The sequence below is a fragment of the Sphingobium sp. genome (genome assembly GCF_036170395.1).
Taxonomy (GTDB): Bacteria; Pseudomonadota; Alphaproteobacteria; order Sphingomonadales; family Sphingomonadaceae; genus Sphingobium.
In genome coordinates, this window is the sequence record NZ_JAVHPD010000021.1 from 52453 (window position 1) to 70262 (window position 17810).

Here is a 17810-nt window from a genome sequence, read left to right on the forward strand (position 1 = left end):
CTTCCTCATACAGATTCTAACCGGTCCGCCCGCATAGGCGGGCAGGTTGCCTGACCCGGAACTGGGGGGTGTCGGGCGCGACATGGGTGATTGCAAGGCGATGGGCAAGACGATCGAACATTTTTGCGGCATAATGACGCGGCTGCGGACGAACCAGGCGGGGAATACGCTTGCGATCGTCGCCGCCGGCATCATTCCACTGCTTGGCCTTGTCGGCGGCGGCATCGATATGAGCCGCCTTTACCTCACCAAAGCGCGCCTGCAACAGGCCTGCGACGCCGGATCGCTCGCTGGACGCAAGGAAATGGGCGCGGGCGCATGGACGGCCAATAGCAACAAGCCCAACACGGTGGCGCTGGAACTGTTCGACGCCAATTTCGGCTCCAACCCTTATGGCACCAGTGGCACCACCCGCAGCTTTACCGAAAGCGCGGGGAAGGTGACGGGCACCGCATCGGTCGTTGTGCCGATGACCATCATGAAGATTTTCGGCCAGACGTCGAAGACTGTCGACGTCACCTGCGACGCGGAAATGCGTATCCCTAACACCGACGTCATGTTCGTGCTCGACACCACAGGGTCGATGGATGAAACAATTCCCGGCGATACGAGCAAGAAGATCGATGGCCTCAAAAAGGCGGTGAAGTGCTTCTACGAAGCTCTGGCGAAAATCGACATCGACAATGTCGATTGCGGAAGTACGCCGACCGGCGGCAACAGCAATACGGTGCAGCTGCGGTTCGGCTTCGTCCCCTATGCGGTCAATGTGAATGTCGGCAAGCTGCTAAACAACGACTGGATGGTCGATGAAGCCCAGTACCAAACCCGTTACCCACTTTGGAATACCACGACGACCACCCAGACGACGCCTGGCACGCCAGTCGTAACCTCCACGTCGGTGACGCCTGGTAACTATGCGTACTGGACCAACATAACCAACCAGTTCACAGCTACCGAGGCTGATTGTCTCGCGCTCGTGCCGGCTGATGGGTTTGTTGCGACCGGCACCGAGAGCGGCCCGCGAAACACGTCCACATCGGGCAATACGACGACATGGAACACTACTCAAGCCGGCGAGAACCGCGACTATGAAATGCGAGACTGGCGGTCCAGAGACGGCCGCTGTCGTATTCGCTATGGCGAATACGACGCTACGCTCACTCGCTATTATTCCCGCACCGACACCACGAGCACAGTAACGACCGTGACATTTGGCGGCTGGCGCTACAACAATGATGTTGCATTGGACGTGCGGGGGTTGAAGGCTGGCGGGAGTTCTTGGAACAGTTCGGTCACGTTGCCGATCGGCGCGAATGGAACAGATGCGTCCATAGACTGGGACGGCTGCATCGAGGAACGTAAAGCCTATAAGAACACCGATGGCGACCCCTCAAACGACTATTCGCCCATCCCCAGCGATGCATGGGACATGGACATAGATATGGTGCCGACCAGCGATAACGACACACGTTGGAAGCCGCTGCTCCCCGGTGCCGTGTGGGGCCGGGTTGATCCTGCGGCGTCGTGGAACTGGACGCAGAGCGAAGCCCGTATTACCGGCCCTTGGAACTACTGGAACGGCTCCTACTGGCAGTCCATGACCATCAACGACATGCCCCGGAACCGCAGCTATTATTGCCCGCGCCCGGCGCGCAAGCTGTCGATCTACAAAACGGCCTCGGAAGTCACCGACTTCAAAAACTATGTCGATGCGTTCACGCCGGACGGCAATACATATCATGACATAGGTCTGATCTGGGGCGCGCGCCTGATGTCTCCGACCGGCCTGTTCGCCAGCGAGAACGCGCTGACCCCCAATGGCGGCACGATCGAACGGCATATGATCTTCATGACCGACGGCGCGTCTGTCGCGTCGAACTCGAACTACACCGCCTATGGCGTGCCATGGTGGGACCGGCGTCAGGCGACCTCCACAAGTGACACCGTACTGAAATCGACGATCGACGCCCGTTTGACGGCTCTGTGCTCGGTCATCAAGAACAGGAACATCACCTTATGGGTGATCTATTACGGGTCCGCAGGCAGCGCCGATGCCACACGGCTCACCAACTGCGCCAGCAGCGGCCGCTTCTATAACGCGACCAACAGCACGAGCCTCATCAACCAGTTCAAGGCGATCGCCGACGAAATCTCGCAATTGAGGCTGACCAACTGATGCACGCCGCTTCCCGCCTCCGCGTGTGCCCGAACGATCAATCCGGCATCTCGATCACCGAGTTCGGCCTGATCGCACCCGTCTTCATGATGCTGATGATGGGCGTGCTTGATCTCGGCCACACGCTTTATATGCAGAGCGTCGTTCAGGGCGCTCTTCAGAAGGCGGCGCGCGACGCGAGCCTGGAGTCAGGCACTCAGGATTCGGTCTTTCAGACGACAAAGACCGCCTTTACGGCGCAGGTCCAGCGGCTCGCCAACAATGCGACCGTGGCCGTCAATCGCACATCGTTCAGGGATTATGTGAAAGCAGCCACGCCCGCACGTGAGCCATATACCGACACCAACGGCAACAGCACCTGCGACGCAGGCGAACCCTATGAGGACAATAATGGCAGCGGTTCGTGGGATGTCGATAATGGCGTTGCCAATTCGCAGGGTGGGGCCAAGGACACGGTGATCTATTCGGCCAGCGTCACTTATCCCCGATTATTTCCTTATGTCCGCGTCGTCGGCTTGCCGGGCACCGTGACCGTGAACGCGTCGGCCGCGCTGGTAAACCAGCCCTATGGCGATCAGGCGGCCGTCACCGTGAGGAATTGCACATGATCGCGCGTCTTCGCCGCATCGGCGGGCTGCGCCGCGACAGCGCCGGCATGGCGGCGGTCGAATTTGCCCTGTCGCTGCCCTTTGTCGTGATGGTGACGATGGGCGCGGCGGAACTCACTAACTATACCACCACGAAGATGCGCGTGAGCCAACTCGCACTGCAAATTGCCGACAATGCGTCGCGGATCGGCACCGGAACCGTTTTGTCGAACAAGACCATAAGCGAAAAGCAGATCAATGATCTTCTGACCGGCGCCAGCCTTCAAGCAGGCAAGCTCAATCTTTTCGCCAACGGGCGGGTCATCATCCGCAGCATTCAGCCTGCGCCGACGGCCGGTAAATATGTCGTGAAATGGGACAGGTGCAAGGGGATGAAGTCATACACTGCGACGACCTACCCCGCCGCCGGCACGACCGAGCGGAACACTGGCAGCACCAATGTCTTCAAGGTGACACCCCCAGCCAACGGCGCGGTGATGTTCGTTGAAATCGTCTATAACTATCAACCGCTGATTGGAGCCAGCTTCATAAACAAGCAGGAGATCAAGGAAATCGCCGCCATGACGGTGCGCGACAACCGGGATTATACCGGCGGCACCAACGGCATTTACAATACCGAAGGGGTCACCGCGTCGAGCTGCTCGACCTACTCGGCCACCTAAAGGAGGGGCGACCCGCAAGCCGCCCCTCATCCTTCACCGATACATGACCTTCTTCGCCGCCGCGACTACGCGTGCGGCATCGATCAGCGCGGCTTTCTCCAGGTTCGCCGCATAGGGCAGCGGCACATCCTCATTGGTGACGCGCAGCACGGGGGCGTCGAGGTCGTCGAATCCTTTTTCCATGACGACGGCGGCGATTTCCGACGCGATCGAGCAGGTCGGCCAGCCTTCCTCGACCACGACGATGCGGTTGGTCTTTTTAAGGCTCTCCAGCACCGTGTCGGTGTCGAGCGGGCGCAGGGTGCGCAGGTCGATGACCTCCGCGTCGATCCCTTCGCCAGCCAGCGTGTCCGCCGCTTCCAGCGCGACGCCGACGCCGATCGAGTAGCTGACCAGCGTCACGTCCTTGCCTTCGCGCACGATCCGCGCCTTGCCGATCGGCAGGACATAATCGTCGAGCTGGGGCACGTCGAAGCTGCGGCCGTAGACAAGCTCATTCTCCAGGAACACGACGGGGTCTTCGGAGCGGATCGCGGCCTTCAGCAGCCCCTTGGCGTCAGCCGCGTCGTAGGGCGCAATGACGATAAGACCGGGGACGGAGGCGTACCAGGGACCATAATTCTGGCTGTGCTGGGCCGCGACGCGGCTCGCCGCGCCGTTGGGGCCGCGAAACACGATCGGGCAGCGCATCTGGCCGCCCGACATATAGTTGGTCTTGGCCGCCGAGTTGATGATGTGATCGATCGCCTGCATGGCGAAGTTGAAGGTCATGAACTCGACGATCGGGCGCAGGCCGCCCATCGCCGCGCCCGTGCCGATGCCGGCAAAGCCATATTCGGTGATCGGCGTGTCGATGACGCGCTTCGCCCCGAATTCGTCCAACAGGCCCTGGGTGACCTTGTAGGCGCCCTGATATTCGGCGACTTCCTCGCCCATGACGAAGATACGCTCATCCTTGCGCATCTCCTCCGCCATCGCGTCGCGCAGCGCTTCGCGGACGGTGGTCTTCACATAGGCGGTGCCGTCGGGGATGGCCGGGTCTTTGACCGACGCCTTGGTCTCGGCGGCGAGCTTGGCGGTGCCGCTCTCGGCTTTCTTCGGTGCCTCGGGCGCGGCTTCGGGCGCAGCGGGCGGCGCGCTTTCCTGCGCCTTAGGCGCTGCGGCATCACCGCCCTCGCCAGCCATCTCTGCGATGACCGTGCCGACCTTCACGCCTTCGGAGCCTTCTGGCACCATGATCTTGCCGATCTTGCCTTCGTCCACGGCTTCGAATTCCATCGTCGCCTTGTCGGTCTCGATCTCGGCGAGAATGTCGCCCGACCGGACCTCATCCCCTTCCTTGACCAGCCACTTGGCCAGAGTGCCCTCTTCCATCGTCGGCGAGAGGGCCGGCATCTTGATTTCGATACCCATCAATATTGCTCCACCAGCACGTCGGTATAGAGTTCGGCCATGTCCGGCTCGGGCGAGGTTTCGGCGAAATCGGCCGCTTCGGCAACGATCTTGCGGATGTCCTGATCGATCGTCTTGATCTCTTCCTCGCTGACGCCCGCGTCGGTCAGATATTTCTTTACGCCCTCGATCGGGTCGGACTTGTCGCGCATCGCCTGCACTTCCTCGCGCGAGCGATATTTGGCGGGATCGGACATGGAATGGCCGCGATAGCGGTAGGTCTTCATTTCAAGGAGGATGGGGCCATTGCCGCCCTGCACCCATTTGAGCGCTTCCTCGGTCGCGCCGCGCACGGCGAGCACGTCCATGCCGTTGACCTGGATGCCGGGGATGCGGAAACTTTCGCCGCGGCGATAGAGCTGGTCCTCGGCCGACGAGCGGTTGACGCTGGTGCCCATGGCATATTGGTTATTTTCGATCACGAAGATGATCGGCAGCTTCCACAACTCGGCCATGTTGAAGCTTTCATAGACCTGCCCCTGGTTGGCCGCGCCGTCGCCGAAATAAGCGACGCACACTCCGCCATCCTCATTATATTTGTGCGCGAAGCCAAGGCCCGCGCCGAGCGACACCTGCGCACCGACGATGCCATGGCCGCCGTAGAATTTATGCTCGACGCTGAACATGTGCATCGACCCGCCCTTGCCGCGCGAAATGCCGGCTTCGCGGCCGGTCAGTTCGGCCATGATGACCTTGGGATCGATGCCATAGGCAAGCATGTGGCCATGGTCGCGATAGCCGGTGATAACGCTGTCCTTGCCGGGCTGAAGCGCCGATTGGATGCCGACCGCGACCGCCTCCTGGCCGATATAGAGGTGGCAGAAGCCGCCGATGAGGCCGAGACCGTAAAGCTGGCCCGCTTTTTCCTCGAAGCGGCGGATGAGGACCATCTGCCGATAGAATTCCAGCAATTCTTCCTTGCTCGCCTTGTAATCGCCGGGTGTGTCCGGGCGGGGCCGGTTATGATCCGCGCCGGCGGCGGGTGCAGCCGCCTGAGCCTTTGCGCGCGTCGGACGCGGCGTTGTGGGTTTCGCCAAGGTTCTTGTCCTTTTGCGTGGGTAGGAAGGAAGGCCGATATAGCGGCAGGGTTGCAGTTATTGCAACCGTACCGATCCCGGAAACCCGCCATTTCCTATCGCAGAGACTGGAATTTGATATTGCGCGCCCCCCGCCCGGATACGGCGATAGCGGATGGTGCATCAAAATTGCCCGGCTGCTTTTCGCAACGACACAAGCTTACGCGCGACCGCTTCAGTCCAGCGGGACCACGACCTCATCATGATGGATCACGCCCAACTGCCGGCGAATCAGCTCGTCGGCCAGATCGGGGTCCACCCGGCGCGGATCGAGCGCCTCGACCCGGTTTTTCAGCTCGGCGCGCGCCTGTTGAACGCGGTGCAGTTCGCCCTGCGCCGCGCGCAGCTGGCGCGAATAGTCGCCCCAGGCCAGGACGCCGTTCGATCCCAGCACGACATAGCCCGCAAAGAAGAGCAGGAGCAGCAGCGCGATCGCCGGACCGAAGGCCGAGAAGAGCAGAAGGCGAAGTTTAGCGATGTGCGCCATCGCTCTGATGAATCACAGGATTCGGCCGGCCGCAAGCGAAAAATCGCGTCTTTGCGGCCAGCCGATTCGTTACGGCATCAGCGGAAAATCGATCGGCCGGCATATACGGCAATGTCGCCCAGCTCTTCCTCGATGCGGATCAGCTGATTATATTTTGCAAGCCGGTCGGACCGGGCGAGCGAACCGGTCTTGATCTGGCCGCAGTTGGTGGCGACAGCGAGGTCCGCGATAGTCGCATCCTCGGTCTCTCCCGATCGGTGGGACATGACGGCCGTGTAACGCGAGCGGTGGGCGAGATCGACCGCCGCGAGCGTCTCGGTCAGCGTGCCGATCTGATTGACCTTCACCAGCAGCGAGTTGGCGAGCCCCTTGCCGATGCCCATGGCGAGGCGCGCGGGGTTGGTCACGAACAGGTCGTCGCCTACCAGCTGCACCGTGCCGCCGATCTTGTCGGTCAGCGCCTTCCAGCCCTCGAAATCATCCTCGCTCATGCCGTCCTCGATCGACTTGATCGGATAGTCGGCGCACAGGGCAGCGAGATAATCGGCCATTTCGACCGGGGAGAGCGACAGGCCCTCCCCCGAAATCTCATATTGGCCGTTCTTGAAGAATTCGGTCGCCGCGCAGTCCAGCGCCAGCACGACATCGTCGCCCGGCTTGTATCCCGCCTTCTCGATGCTGGCGAGGATGAAGTCCAGAGCGTCCCGGGTCGAGGCGATGTTGGGGGCGAAGCCGCCTTCGTCGCCGACCGAGGTTGCAAGGCCCTTATCGTGCAGGCCCTTCTTCAGCGTATGAAAAATTTCCGAGCCGATCCGCACCGCGTCGGCGATACTCTCTGCGCCCACCGGCATGACCATGAATTCCTGAAAGTCGATGGGGTTGTCGGCATGTTCGCCGCCGTTGATGATGTTCATCATCGGCACCGGCAAAACATGGGCCGAAACGCCGCCGACATAGCGATAAAGCGGCAGCCCGCGCGCATCGGCAGCAGCTTTTGAGACAGCGAGTGAGACACCTAATATGGCATTCGCGCCAAGCCGCGACTTGTTGTCCGTACCGTCGAGGTCGATCATGGCCGCGTCGACCTCCGCCTGATCCTCGGCGTCGAGGCCGATGATCTGCTCGGCAATCTCATCGTTCACGGCGGCAACCGCTTGAAGCACGCCCTTGCCGAGATATTTGCCCTTGTCTCCGTCGCGCTTTTCCACCGCCTCATACGCGCCGGTAGACGCGCCCGAGGGCACGGCGGCGCGGCCGAAGCTGCCATCCTCCAGCATGACATCGACCTCGACCGTGGGATTGCCCCGGCTGTCGAGAATCTGGCGGGCGTGAATGTCGAGAATGGCGGTCATGATCGCTCCCTGCAGCTAATGTCTCTAGCGGCCCCCTGGCCCCGCGCTGTGGCGCTTCGCTTAGCCAGCAGCCCCTTGCTTGGCAATGCAGGGCTTGCGCACGGCGGAAAAATGCCGATGGTCATAAGGGTGCAGGCCCACAAATTGCGAGGTCGAGATGGAGACGAAAATGGTTGCTGGGAGGGAGAGCGCGAAGCGGGATAGCGGGACTATCTCGCGAGCGTTCGACCGCTCCAGCGGCCATTTTCGTCCCACCCCTTCGGGGCAGGATTGTCCGGGCGCTGTGGCGCGTCGAAGCACTCGAACGGGGCAGCCGGCCCGATCTTCGTGCTTCTCCTCCCACAGCATCCCGGACAATCCTGTCTCGATCCTTGCAATTTATGGGTCTGCACCCTCAATGTAACGGCAACGGAACACTTGGCCTGCACGAAGCATTAGGGGCGGGAGACCTGCCAAGGCCGTGACCGGCAATGGATTGAAAAGAGGGAGATCAGGACGATGGCCGACACACCCGACACGCCGCCCGTCAAGCGCGGCAAGAAGCCCGCCGCCGAAAAGCCCGCCAAGGCGACGCCGATCAAAAGCGCCGCTTCCCCTGCCCCGGTCAAAACCCCGCCGGTCAAGAAGGCCGCGACCCGCAAGGCCGGCAACGGCGCGGCCTCGCAGAGTTGGGCAGCGCAGATCGCTCCCATCAAGGAGCAGGCGGAGAAGGCCGCGAAGGCGGCGGCTGACAAGCTGAACAGCGTCGATTGGAAGGCCCATATCGATCCGCTGAAGGAGCAGGCTGGCAAGACCGCTCTGTCGGCTGCCGGGGCCGCCAAGGAAAAGACCGGCACCGCGATGCAGAGCCTTGCCAAGCTGATTGCCGATACGGCCGGAACGGTCGATGCCAAGCTAGGCCCGCAATATGGCGACTATGCGCGGCAGGCGGCGGAATCGGTGGCCGGTGCCGCGAACACGCTGGACGGTAAGGAGGTCGAGGAGCTTTTGACCGAGGCGCGGGATTTTGTCCGCAAGAGCCCGGCCGTGGCGATCGGCGCGGCAGCGGTCGTCGGCTATGTGCTGATGCGGCTGGCCAAGGGGTCCGACGACAAGGCCTGACGACCGGCTTTCCCATACCGACGCATGGACCCGCATGGCGGGGCGGAGGGGCAATTGACAGAAGAGCCAGCGGAGACGGCGGCGACGCCGCACGCCGACGGGCAACGGCACGGCGCGCCGGAGGGTGCCGCTGCACCTGATGAAAGCGTGAAGGATGTTGTGGCGCGCCTGATCGAAGACGGGCGCGCCTATGCGAGCGCTGAGATCGACAAGCAGAAGCTGCGTGCCGCCATCGTCGCGGCCGGGGTGCGCAACGCCGCGATCTTCGGCGCTTTGGCGCTGATCCTTGCCTTTGCAAGTATCGTCGCGCTGCTGGGTGGGCTGATCCTTAGTTTGGCGCAGCATATGGACCCCCTATGGGCGACGCTGATCGTCGTCGGCGGTGGCTTGCTGCTGGTGGTAGTGTTGGCGCTGCTCGCAAAGGGGAGCATCAGCCGGATGGTGAAAGCGATCAGGCCATGAGTGAGGAGCAGGCTTACCGAGACGCGGTGGTCCGCGCCGATGCCGCCCGCGCGCGGCTGCGGGACAGCGCGGAGGCGGCCAAGGCGCGGGTCGCTCCCGCCAGGCTCAAGCAGGACGCCAAGGACAAGATCAAGGGCGCCGCACTGAACGCCGTTGCAAAGGGCGCGGCTCAGGCGCGGGAGCGGCCATACGCGATCGGCGGTGCGGTGGTTGCGCTGGGCATTTACCTGGCAAGGCGACCGCTGCTGAACCTTTTTCAACGGCTATACGTTCGCTTTGCCGAGACCCACCCTGAACATTCGGAGACTGACGATGGCTGACATCCGCTCGCAAATCACCCGCGTCCGCGAAGCCGCCAATGACGCGGCGATGAGCGCGACTGACCGGATCAAGGACGGCACCGACAAAGCTCGGGAAAGCGCGAGCGACCTGATCCAGACCGGCCGCGACAAGGCGAGCGAAGCCTATGGCGACGCCCGTGACAAGACCCAGCTTGCGGCCGCTCGGGCAAATCAGATCGTGCAGGAGCATCCGATCGCCGCCGTCGCCGGGGCGGTCGCAATCGGCGCTGTCGTCGCCTGGATGTTCCCCAAGAGCCGCCGCGCCATGAAGGCGCTGCCGGCGATCGCCGCCACCGCAGGCTCCAAGCTGGTCGAGGCGGCCATTGCGGCGCGATCGGTCGCGGCGGAGGGCGCGGAAAGTGTGAAGCAGGGCACCAGCAGCGCGATCAATGCCGCCGCCGACACTGCATCGACCGCCAAGGACAGCGTGGTCGGCGCCGACCTGCCGGCCAAGGCCTCCAAGCTGGCCGACGATGTGGCGACGCTGGTGGCGGCGAAAGTCGATGCGCTCAGCGATGCGATCAAGGCGCGCCTGCCCCGGAATTGAGCGATATTTATAGCGGCGGATCAAAGCTGATGAGATCGGCCGCCCCGCCCCTTGGAGAGGCGATGCGGCGCTGCTAGGGTCGCGGCTCATCCAAAGGAGAATAGATAACGCCATGAGCAAAATGCATCTGGTGATGGGCGGTCGCGTCACCAATCCGCAAACGCTGGAATTTCAGGATCTGAGCCAGGTTGATCTGGTCGGCGTCTATCCCGACTATGCGTCGGCCGAGAAGGCGTGGCGCGGCGCGGCGCAGCGCACGGTGGATGACGCCGAGATGCGCTACGTCATCGTGCATCTGCATCGGCTGCTGGAGCCGGAACTGCCGGACTCCTGACACGCTTGCACCGATTGCGCTTTGTGGAGGGATATCGCTACAGGGTGAGACTGTCCTGTTAGCGCTGCGTGCGTCGGTCCTTAATGCACGGCGCGGGGCTTCTTGCGAAAGCGCCAGCGCAGCAGCGGGCTGGTGAGCGCCAGACCCGCGAGAAAGCCGCCGATATGCGCGGCCACAGCAATCTGGCCCAGGCCGCTTCCGCCGCCCGCAGTGGCGACACCGATCATCAGCTGGATCGCGATCCACGCCGCCGCCAGCCAGAGCGAACGCACAAGGCTGGCCGAGAGTGGGCCGATGCGGCGCACCTGCTGCTGGCTGTAGAGCAAAGAATAGGTCGCGATGATCGCCGATATCGCCCCGCTCGCGCCGACCATCGCATTGGTGGAGGCGGGATCGGCCGCCCATTGGGCGAGGCAGGCGGCATAGGCGCCGACGCCATAGAGGATCAGCGTCCCGCTCCAGCCGAGCACATGTTCGACCTGCCGGCCGCAGAAGAGCAGCATCAGCATGTTGAAGCCGATGTGCAGCCAACCAGCGTGAAGGAAGGTGCTGCTGAGCGGCGTCAACCAGACTGGCACGGCCGCCATGCCGTCCAGAAGACCCGGCGCGCCGATGCGGGCCGGGATGAAGCCGCCAAGGATAGCAGCGTCCTCCACCCGGCCCGTCAGGCAAAGCAGCAGGAAAATAGCGACATTGGCCGCCGCGATCCCATTGGTAAGGCGGCCGGTGGGGAGTTTCACGGCGATCAGATGAACTCGATCTTGTCGACCAGGTAGAATTTGTCGCCGGAGGGAACCGACACTTCGACCTCGTCGCCGACTTCGCGGCCGATCAGCGCGCGGCCGAGCGGGCTGTTGTAGGAGATCATGCCAACCTTCGCATCGGCTTCGGCCTGGCCCACGATCTGGTAGCGGATCGGCTTGTCCTCCTCGTCCAGCAAGGTCACGGTCGCGCCGAAGACGATCTTGTTCCCGGACAGCGTAGTCGGATCGATGATCTGCGCGCGCGACAGCTTGTCCTCAAGATCGGCGATCGTCGCCTCGACCTGGCCCTGCCGTTCCTTGGCAGCGTGATATTCGGCATTTTCCGACAAGTCACCGTGGGCCCGTGCTTCTTCGATGGCGTCCACGATCAGCGGGCGCTCGGCCTTCAGCTCGCGCAGCTGCGCGCTCAGCTTCTCATAGCCCGCCTGGAGCATCGGCATCTTCTCGACGGTCGCCATTCCCTAAACTTCCTTCGTCAAAAACGTCCCTTCGGCGGCCCCCTCGGTGGAGCCGCCCCGCAGCGTCATTCCTGTGCAGGGGATCAAGCGTGCGACAGGGGATAATAGGACTGGAGCGCCCGCACTTCAAGGGCGTGGCCCCGCAACGCCTCGATCGCGTCCGCCGCCGCGACGCTCGCGGCAGCAGTCGTGAAGCTGGCGATTTTGGCCCGGAGCGCGGAGGTGCGGATCGCCTTGCTGTCCTTCAGCGACTGCCAGCCTTCGGTCGTGTTGAAGATGAGCTGCACTTCGCCGTCGGTGATCCGATCGACAATGTGCGGGCGGCCTTCTGCGACCTTATTGACGCGCTGAACAGCGATCCCTTCCGCCTCCAGATAGGATGCGGTGCCGCCGGTGGCGATGATGGTGAAGCCCATGGCCGCGATCTTCTGAACGGCGGGCAGGATGACGGGCTTGTCGCTGTCCTTGACCGAGACGAACACGGTTCCGCTGGTCGGCAGCAGGGTGCCCGCGCCGATCTGCGCCTTGGCGAAGGCGGTGGCGAAGTCGCTATCGATTCCCATGACTTCGCCGGTGCTCTTCATTTCGGGTGAGAGGACGGGATCGACGCCGGGGAAGCGACCGAAGGGGAAAACGGCTTCCTTGACCGCCACATGCGCAATCGCGTTGCGGTCGATCTTGGGCAAGTCCTTGAGCTTTTCGCCCGCCATCACGCGGCTGGCGATCTTGGCAATGGGCGTGCCGATCGCCTTCGCAACGAAGGGCACGGTGCGGCTGGCGCGCGGGTTGACCTCGATCAGATAGACCGTCTCGTCCTTGACCGCGAACTGGATGTTCATGAGGCCCCGCACCGAAAGCGCCCGCGCGAGGACATCGGCCTGCCGTTCGATTTCCGCGATGACCTCCGCCGACAGGCTGTAGGGCGGGAGCGAGCAGGCGCTGTCGCCCGAATGGACGCCCGCCTCCTCGATATGCTGGAGCACGCCCGCCACGACGACATCGGCGCCGTCGCAGAGCGCGTCCACGTCCACCTCGACTGCATCGCGCAGATATTGGTCGATGAGGACCGGCGAGTCGCCCGACACTTGCACGGCGGTGGCGATATATTCCTCGAGTTGCGCCTGCCCGTCCACGATCTCCATCGCGCGGCCGCCCAGCACATAGCTGGGGCGCATCAGGACGGGATAGCCGATGCGGTTGGCGACGGCGATCGCCTCCTCGCGGCTGCGGGCGATGCCGTTGGCGGGCTGACGGAGTTTCAGCTTATCGATCAGCGCGGCGAAGCGCTCGCGGTCTTCGGCGAGGTCAATGGCGTCGGGCGACGTGCCCAGGATCGGCACGCCTGCGTCCTCCAGCGCCTGTGCGAGCTTCAGCGGCGTCTGTCCGCCGAACTGCACAAGGACGCCGGCCAGCGTGCCGTTCGACATTTCGACGCTCAGTATCTCCAGCACGTCCTCTGCGGTAAGCGGCTCGAAATAGAGGCGGTCGGACGTGTCATAATCGGTCGAGACGGTTTCGGGGTTGCAGTTGACCATGATCGTCTCATAGCCCGCCTCGCTGAGCGCAAAGCAGGCGTGGACGCAGCAATAGTCGAATTCGATCCCCTGCCCGATCCGGTTGGGCCCGCCGCCAAGGATGACCACCTTCTTTCGATCCGTTGGCGCGGATTCATTCTCCGGTTCAACGAACAGCGGCGCTTCGTAGGTCGAATACATATAGGGCGTCTTCGCCTCGAACTCGGCGGCGCAGGTGTCGATGCGCTTGAAGACGGGGCGGACGCCGAGCTTGTGGCGCAGCGCGCGGACTTCAGCTTCGGTGACGCCGCCGGTCATCGCCTTGACCGCTTCGTGGATGAGGCCCGAACCGCGCGCGATGCCGCGCTCCATGCCGCGCAGATTGGCAGACTTGAGCGCGAGGTAAGCGAGGCGCTTGTCGGAAAAACCCATGGATTTGAGGCGGCGCATCCCGTCCGCATCCTGGGGCAGGCCGTTGCTCAGCACCTCTGCTTCGGCGTCCACGATTTCCTTGAGGCGCTCCAGGAACCAGGGGTCGAACTTGGCGATATTGTGGATTTCCGCGACGCTCAGGCCCTCACGGAGCGCTTGCGCCGCGATCAGCAGGCGGTCGGGCGTGGGCTGGGCGAGCGCGGCGACGATGTCGTCCTTGGGCGCGCCGACCAGTTGATCGACGTCGTTGAAGCCCGACAGGCCGGTTTCCAGGCCGCGCAGCGCCTTCTGCATCGATTCATGGATGTTGCGGCCGATCGCCATGACTTCACCGACAGACTTCATCGCGGTGCCCAGCAGCGGTTCGGCGCCCTTGAACTTTTCGAAGGCGAAGCGCGGGATCTTCGTCACGACATAGTCGATTGTCGGCTCGAACGACGCCGGGGTCGCGCCGGTGATGTCATTCTCGATCTCGTCCAGTGTATAGCCGACCGCCAGCTTCGCCGCGACCTTGGCGATCGGAAAGCCAGTCGCCTTCGACGCCAGCGCCGAGGAGCGCGACACGCGCGGGTTCATCTCGATCACGATGAGGCGGCCGTCCTTCGGATTGACCGCGAACTGCACGTTGGAACCACCTGTTTCCACGCCGATTTCGCGCAGCACCGCGATGGATGCGTTGCGCATGATCTGATATTCCTTGTCGGTCAGCGTCAGCGCGGGCGCGACGGTGATGGAATCGCCCGTATGGACGCCCATCGGATCGACGTTCTCGATCGAGCAGATGATGATGCAATTGTCGTTGCGGTCCCGCACGACCTCCATCTCATATTCTTTCCAGCCGAGCAGCGATTCCTCGATCAGCACTTCGGTCGTGGGGGACGCGTCCAGCCCTTCGGAGACGATCCGCTTGAACTCTTCCCGGTTGTAGGCGACGCCGCCGCCGGTTCCGCCCAGCGTGAAGCTGGGGCGGATGATGGAAGGCAGGCCAGTAAATTCAAGCGCTTCCAGTGCTTCTTCCATAGTATGGGCGATGCGCGAGCGGGCGCTCTCCAACCCGATCTTGTCCATTGCGTCGCGGAACTTCAGGCGATCCTCCGCCTTGTCGATGGCTTCGGCATCCGCGCCGATCATCTTGACGCCATATTTCTCCAGCGTGCCGTCATTGAACAGCGCCAGCGCCGTGTTGAGCGCCGTCTGCCCGCCCATGGTGGGGAGCACCGCGTCGGGGCGTTCCTTCTCGATGATCTTCGCCACGATTTCGGGCGTGATCGGCTCGACATAGGTCGCGTCGGCAAATTCCGGGTCGGTCATGATCGTGGCCGGGTTGGAATTGACCAGGATGATGCGATAGCCCTCTTCCTTGAGCGCCTTCACCGCCTGCGTGCCCGAATAATCGAACTCGCACGCCTGGCCGATAATGATCGGACCCGCGCCAATGATGAGGATGGAGGAGATGTCGGTACGTTTGGGCATTATCTTTGGCTCTCACGAAACAGCCGGACGTAAGGCGGGCTGACAAAGGACATTATGCAGTTGAAGCTTTTATCGCTCAGAGCATCCGCGTCGGTACGTAACCACGCCGTTTCATCAACATCGGTCATGGTGTCGTTGGTTTCCAGCCGCCAAGATCGTAAACGACATTTGGTCGCGACCTTCAGAACATGGTCGCTGACGCTTGCCACATCACGCGCGGGGTCCGTCTTGCCGTCCGCCCATTTTGGATCCCATCCCGTAGCCCGGCGATACTCTAGCGTGATAACAGCCTTCTCCGCACGCATCTGCTGAACAATCCACCCTCCCAAAAATGTGAAAGCGGAAAGTGCGGCCCCGCCGGCGAATGGCACCAACCACGACCTCAATGCACCGCCCCCGTCTGCGCCTCGCACCCCCATCCGTCATATTCGACGCCGCAGAGGATTTCGATCTGGAGGCACTTCTTCGCCAGCGCACGGATTGAAGCTTCGTCGACCGGCTGCACGCATTCGAGGAACAGGAACAGGTCGCCCTCCTCATCTTCCTCCCGGTCCAGTTCGACCATGCCGAACTGGCTCGCGATGGTCAGGACGCGCTCGAAATCCTGCTCGCTGCCCCGGAAGCTGACATCCACGGGCCGCGCGACCCGCGCGACATCGCCGTTTGCGGCGAGATTGGCGAGCACTTGCCTGTCCGCCTCCCACTCGGCGGCGAGGCGCGCTTCATCGACGGGGGGCAGGTTCTGGCTCACGCCGCGACCGGGCCTTTAAGGCCGTCCACGAACCGCTTGAACAGGTAGAAGCTGTCCTGCGGCCCCGGCGAGGCTTCGGGGTGGTACTGTACCGAGAAAGCGTTTTTGTCGGTCAGTTCGATGCCGCAATTGCTGCCGTCGAACAGCGACACATGGGTCGCCCGCGCATTGGCGGGCAGCGTGTCGACATCGACCGCAAAGCCGTGGTTCATGCTGGTGATCTCGACCAGCCCGTCGCTCAGCCGCTTGACCGGATGGTTCGCGCCTCTGTGGCCCTGATGCATCTTGATCGTCTTCGCGCCCACGGCCAGCCCCAGCAACTGGTGGCCAAGGCAGATGCCGAACATAGGCACATTCTCGGTCAGCAGCGCCGCGATCACGGGGACGGCATAGGCCCCGGTCGCGGCAGGATCGCCGGGACCGTTGGACAGGAACACGCCGTCGGGCTTCTGCTCCATCACCTGTTCATAAGTGGCGGTGGCTGGCAGCACGGTCACGCGCGCGCCGGCCTTCACCAGATTGCGGAAGATGTTGTTCTTCGCGCCATAGTCGATCGCGACGACATGGGGGCGCTCCTCCGTCGCCTCCCCTGCCCCATAGCCGAAGCCGAGCTTCCACACGCCGTCCTTCCACAGGCGGCTTTCCTTGCCCGTCACTTCGATGGCAAGGTCCATGCCTTCAAGGCCGGGCCAGCTTGCCGCCGTGGCCGCCAGCGCTTCGAGATCGAACGCGCCTTCGGGATCGTGGGCGATGACGACGTTGGGTGCGCCCTTCACCCGGATCAGGCGAGTGAGCGCGCGCGTGTCCACGCCCGCCAGGCCGATGCGGCCATGTTCGCGCATCCACTGGTCGAAGGGTTCGACATTGCGGAAATTGCTGGGCGCGGTCACGTCCTGCCGGACGATGCAGCCAAGCGCGTAGGGATTGTCCGCCTCCACATCGTCCAGGTTCGTGCCGACATTGCCGATATGGGGGAAGGTGAAGTTGATGATCTGACCGGCATAGCTGGGATCGGTCATGATCTCCTGATAGCCGGTGATCGATGTGTTGAAGCAGAGTTCGCCCACTGCTTCGCCCACAGCGCCGAAGCCGCGGCCGAACACGGCGGAACCATCGGCGAAAACCACGACCCCTGTCGCTCCTTTGGGCACGGTGAGGGTCTTGGCGTCAGCCATGGTTGCGGTTCCTTTATGCTTTTGCGGGAACCCGTCTGATGCGGGTTAAACGGCCGGTCAGGTAGGCGTCTCCCCCCCCAAGGTCAACGTCTGTTAAAAATCTCTTTTGCCGCTATATCTGCTTCTTTCCCGCAGAGACAGGATTCGATCGCCCATGATTCGCGACGCTATCAAAAGCGCCCAGGTCACCGCCATGAAGGCCGGGGACAAGGATCGGCTGGCCGCCGTGCGCCTGATCCTCGCCAAATTGAAGGACCGCGACATCGAATTGCGCGTGGCCTCCAGCGTGCCGGACGACGATGTGGTGGTGGTCGACGTGCTCCAGAAGATGGCCAAGCAGCGGCGCGAATCGATCGAGATGTTCAAGAGCGGCGGGCGCGACGAGCTGGCCGCGAAGGAACTGGCCGAGCTGGACGTGATCGAGAGCTTCCTGCCCACGCAGATGAGCGAGGACGAGACCAGGGCCGCGATCGAGCGCATCAAGGCGGAGGTCGGCGCGAGCAGCGTCAAGGATATGGGCAAGGTGATGGCGGTGCTGAAGGAACGCCACGGCAGCGTCATCGACATGAGCAAGGCGAGCGGGCTGGTGAAGGCAGCGCTTGCTTAAAGTCAGGCATCTCCCCTCCCGCTTGCGGGAGGGGTCGG

The 17810-nt window shown here is 62.9% G+C and carries 19 protein-coding genes; 9 read left to right on the top strand and 10 right to left on the bottom strand.

Annotated elements, in window-relative coordinates:
• Positions 1 to 100: 100 nt before the first annotated feature.
• The 3 genes from V2B31_RS07115 to V2B31_RS07125 are packed head-to-tail and all read left to right on the top strand — an operon-like array spanning position 101 to position 3446.
• On the top strand, positions 101 to 2176 hold the full coding sequence (locus tag V2B31_RS07115; protein WP_328276832.1) for a TadE/TadG family type IV pilus assembly protein: 2076 nt from the start codon (positions 101 to 103) through the stop codon (positions 2174 to 2176).
• Positions 2176 to 2784, top strand: coding sequence for a TadE/TadG family type IV pilus assembly protein (locus V2B31_RS07120; RefSeq protein WP_328276834.1), 609 nt, complete (start codon positions 2176 to 2178; stop codon positions 2782 to 2784). Before V2B31_RS07115 ends, V2B31_RS07120 begins: the two co-directional genes overlap by 1 nt.
• The gene (locus V2B31_RS07125; RefSeq protein ID WP_328276836.1) at positions 2781 to 3446 is read left to right on the top strand and encodes a TadE family protein; all 666 of its coding nucleotides are present in this window, start codon (positions 2781 to 2783) and stop codon (positions 3444 to 3446) included. Before V2B31_RS07120 ends, V2B31_RS07125 begins: the two co-directional genes overlap by 4 nt.
• A 33-nt stretch (positions 3447 to 3479) precedes the next feature.
• Here the strand turns inward: V2B31_RS07125 and V2B31_RS07130 are convergent, their stop codons facing one another.
• The 4 genes from V2B31_RS07130 to eno all read right to left on the bottom strand — a co-directional run bounded on the left by V2B31_RS07130 (position 3480) and on the right by eno (position 7813).
• The gene (locus V2B31_RS07130) at positions 3480 to 4859 is read right to left on the bottom strand and encodes a pyruvate dehydrogenase complex E1 component subunit beta (RefSeq protein ID WP_328276838.1); all 1380 of its coding nucleotides are present in this window, start codon (positions 4857 to 4859) and stop codon (positions 3480 to 3482) included.
• Positions 4859 to 5935, bottom strand: coding sequence for a pyruvate dehydrogenase (acetyl-transferring) E1 component subunit alpha (gene pdhA / locus V2B31_RS07135; protein WP_328276840.1), 1077 nt, complete (start codon positions 5933 to 5935; stop codon positions 4859 to 4861). Before pdhA ends, V2B31_RS07130 begins: the two co-directional genes overlap by 1 nt.
• A gap of 214 nt (positions 5936 to 6149) precedes the next feature.
• Complete coding sequence (locus V2B31_RS07140; RefSeq protein WP_328276842.1) at positions 6150 to 6461, bottom strand: FtsB family cell division protein; 312 nt, start codon at positions 6459 to 6461, stop codon at positions 6150 to 6152.
• Positions 6462 to 6538: 77 nt separating this feature from the next.
• Positions 6539 to 7813 carry a phosphopyruvate hydratase gene (eno, locus tag V2B31_RS07145; RefSeq protein ID WP_328276844.1) on the bottom strand — a complete coding sequence of 425 codons (1275 nt, stop codon included), beginning with the start codon at positions 7811 to 7813 and terminating at the stop codon, positions 6539 to 6541.
• A 498-nt stretch (positions 7814 to 8311) separates the two neighbouring features.
• On the opposite strand from eno, the gene V2B31_RS07150 reads away from it, so the two are divergent.
• The 5 genes from V2B31_RS07150 to V2B31_RS07170 all read left to right on the top strand — a co-directional run bounded on the left by V2B31_RS07150 (position 8312) and on the right by V2B31_RS07170 (position 10598).
• Entirely contained in the window at positions 8312 to 8914 is a 603-nt protein-coding gene (locus V2B31_RS07150) for a hypothetical protein (protein ID WP_328276846.1), read from the top strand.
• Positions 8915 to 8968: 54 nt separating this feature from the next.
• Complete coding sequence (locus V2B31_RS07155) at positions 8969 to 9376, top strand: phage holin family protein (RefSeq protein WP_328276848.1); 408 nt, start codon at positions 8969 to 8971, stop codon at positions 9374 to 9376.
• Between the two features lie 26 nt (positions 9377 to 9402).
• The gene (locus V2B31_RS07160) at positions 9403 to 9696 is read left to right on the top strand and encodes a hypothetical protein (RefSeq protein WP_328276850.1); all 294 of its coding nucleotides are present in this window, start codon (positions 9403 to 9405) and stop codon (positions 9694 to 9696) included.
• Positions 9689 to 10264, top strand: a complete 576-nt coding sequence (locus V2B31_RS07165) for a hypothetical protein (RefSeq protein WP_328276852.1) — start codon at positions 9689 to 9691, stop codon at positions 10262 to 10264. The genes V2B31_RS07160 and V2B31_RS07165 overlap by 8 nt, the downstream gene beginning before the upstream one ends.
• Before the next feature lie 112 nt (positions 10265 to 10376).
• Positions 10377 to 10598, top strand: a complete 222-nt coding sequence (locus V2B31_RS07170) for a DUF4170 domain-containing protein (protein ID WP_328276854.1) — start codon at positions 10377 to 10379, stop codon at positions 10596 to 10598.
• Between the two features lie 80 nt (positions 10599 to 10678).
• Here the strand turns inward: V2B31_RS07170 and V2B31_RS07175 are convergent, their stop codons facing one another.
• The 6 genes from V2B31_RS07175 to carA form a co-directional block, all read right to left on the bottom strand.
• The gene (locus tag V2B31_RS07175) at positions 10679 to 11338 is read right to left on the bottom strand and encodes a rhomboid family intramembrane serine protease (RefSeq protein WP_328276856.1); all 660 of its coding nucleotides are present in this window, start codon (positions 11336 to 11338) and stop codon (positions 10679 to 10681) included.
• A 5-nt stretch (positions 11339 to 11343) separates the two neighbouring features.
• Complete coding sequence (gene greA / locus V2B31_RS07180; RefSeq protein ID WP_328276858.1) at positions 11344 to 11820, bottom strand: transcription elongation factor GreA; 477 nt, start codon at positions 11818 to 11820, stop codon at positions 11344 to 11346.
• Between the two features lie 83 nt (positions 11821 to 11903).
• On the bottom strand, positions 11904 to 15239 hold the full coding sequence (gene carB, locus V2B31_RS07185) for a carbamoyl-phosphate synthase large subunit (protein WP_328276860.1): 3336 nt from the start codon (positions 15237 to 15239) through the stop codon (positions 11904 to 11906).
• Complete coding sequence (locus V2B31_RS07190; RefSeq protein ID WP_328276862.1) at positions 15239 to 15613, bottom strand: hypothetical protein; 375 nt, start codon at positions 15611 to 15613, stop codon at positions 15239 to 15241. The genes carB and V2B31_RS07190 overlap by 1 nt, the downstream gene beginning before the upstream one ends.
• 8 nt (positions 15614 to 15621) lie before the next feature.
• Entirely contained in the window at positions 15622 to 15990 is a 369-nt protein-coding gene (locus V2B31_RS07195) for a ribonuclease E inhibitor RraB (RefSeq protein WP_328276864.1), read from the bottom strand.
• Positions 15987 to 17165, bottom strand: a complete 1179-nt coding sequence (carA, locus tag V2B31_RS07200; RefSeq protein WP_328276866.1) for a glutamine-hydrolyzing carbamoyl-phosphate synthase small subunit — start codon at positions 17163 to 17165, stop codon at positions 15987 to 15989. Before carA ends, V2B31_RS07195 begins: the two co-directional genes overlap by 4 nt.
• Positions 17166 to 17319: 154 nt before the next feature.
• On the opposite strand from carA, the gene V2B31_RS07205 reads away from it, so the two are divergent.
• Complete coding sequence (locus V2B31_RS07205) at positions 17320 to 17772, top strand: GatB/YqeY domain-containing protein (RefSeq protein ID WP_328276869.1); 453 nt, start codon at positions 17320 to 17322, stop codon at positions 17770 to 17772.
• Positions 17773 to 17810: the final 38 nt, after the last annotated feature.

Excerpts from the sequence above, each read along its gene's own strand:
- V2B31_RS07115 (WP_328276832.1), top strand. The coding sequence starts at position 101 with ATGGGCAAGACGATCGAACATTTTTGCGGCATAATGACGCGGCTGCGG.
- V2B31_RS07120 (WP_328276834.1), top strand. The coding sequence starts at position 2,176 with ATGCACGCCGCTTCCCGCCTCCGCGTGTGCCCGAACGATCAATCCGGC.
- V2B31_RS07125 (WP_328276836.1), top strand. The coding sequence starts at position 2,781 with ATGATCGCGCGTCTTCGCCGCATCGGCGGGCTGCGCCGCGACAGCGCC.
- V2B31_RS07130 (WP_328276838.1), bottom strand. The coding sequence starts at position 4,859 with ATGGGTATCGAAATCAAGATGCCGGCCCTCTCGCCGACGATGGAAGAG.
- V2B31_RS07140 (WP_328276842.1), bottom strand. The coding sequence starts at position 6,461 with ATGGCGCACATCGCTAAACTTCGCCTTCTGCTCTTCTCGGCCTTCGGT.
- eno (WP_328276844.1), bottom strand. The coding sequence starts at position 7,813 with ATGACCGCCATTCTCGACATTCACGCCCGCCAGATTCTCGACAGCCGG.
- V2B31_RS07150 (WP_328276846.1), top strand. The coding sequence starts at position 8,312 with ATGGCCGACACACCCGACACGCCGCCCGTCAAGCGCGGCAAGAAGCCC.
- V2B31_RS07165 (WP_328276852.1), top strand. The coding sequence starts at position 9,689 with ATGGCTGACATCCGCTCGCAAATCACCCGCGTCCGCGAAGCCGCCAAT.
- V2B31_RS07170 (WP_328276854.1), top strand. The coding sequence starts at position 10,377 with ATGAGCAAAATGCATCTGGTGATGGGCGGTCGCGTCACCAATCCGCAA.
- greA (WP_328276858.1), bottom strand. The coding sequence starts at position 11,820 with ATGGCGACCGTCGAGAAGATGCCGATGCTCCAGGCGGGCTATGAGAAG.
- carB (WP_328276860.1), bottom strand. The coding sequence starts at position 15,239 with ATGCCCAAACGTACCGACATCTCCTCCATCCTCATCATTGGCGCGGGT.
- carA (WP_328276866.1), bottom strand. The coding sequence starts at position 17,165 with ATGGCTGACGCCAAGACCCTCACCGTGCCCAAAGGAGCGACAGGGGTC.
- V2B31_RS07205 (WP_328276869.1), top strand. The coding sequence starts at position 17,320 with ATGATTCGCGACGCTATCAAAAGCGCCCAGGTCACCGCCATGAAGGCC.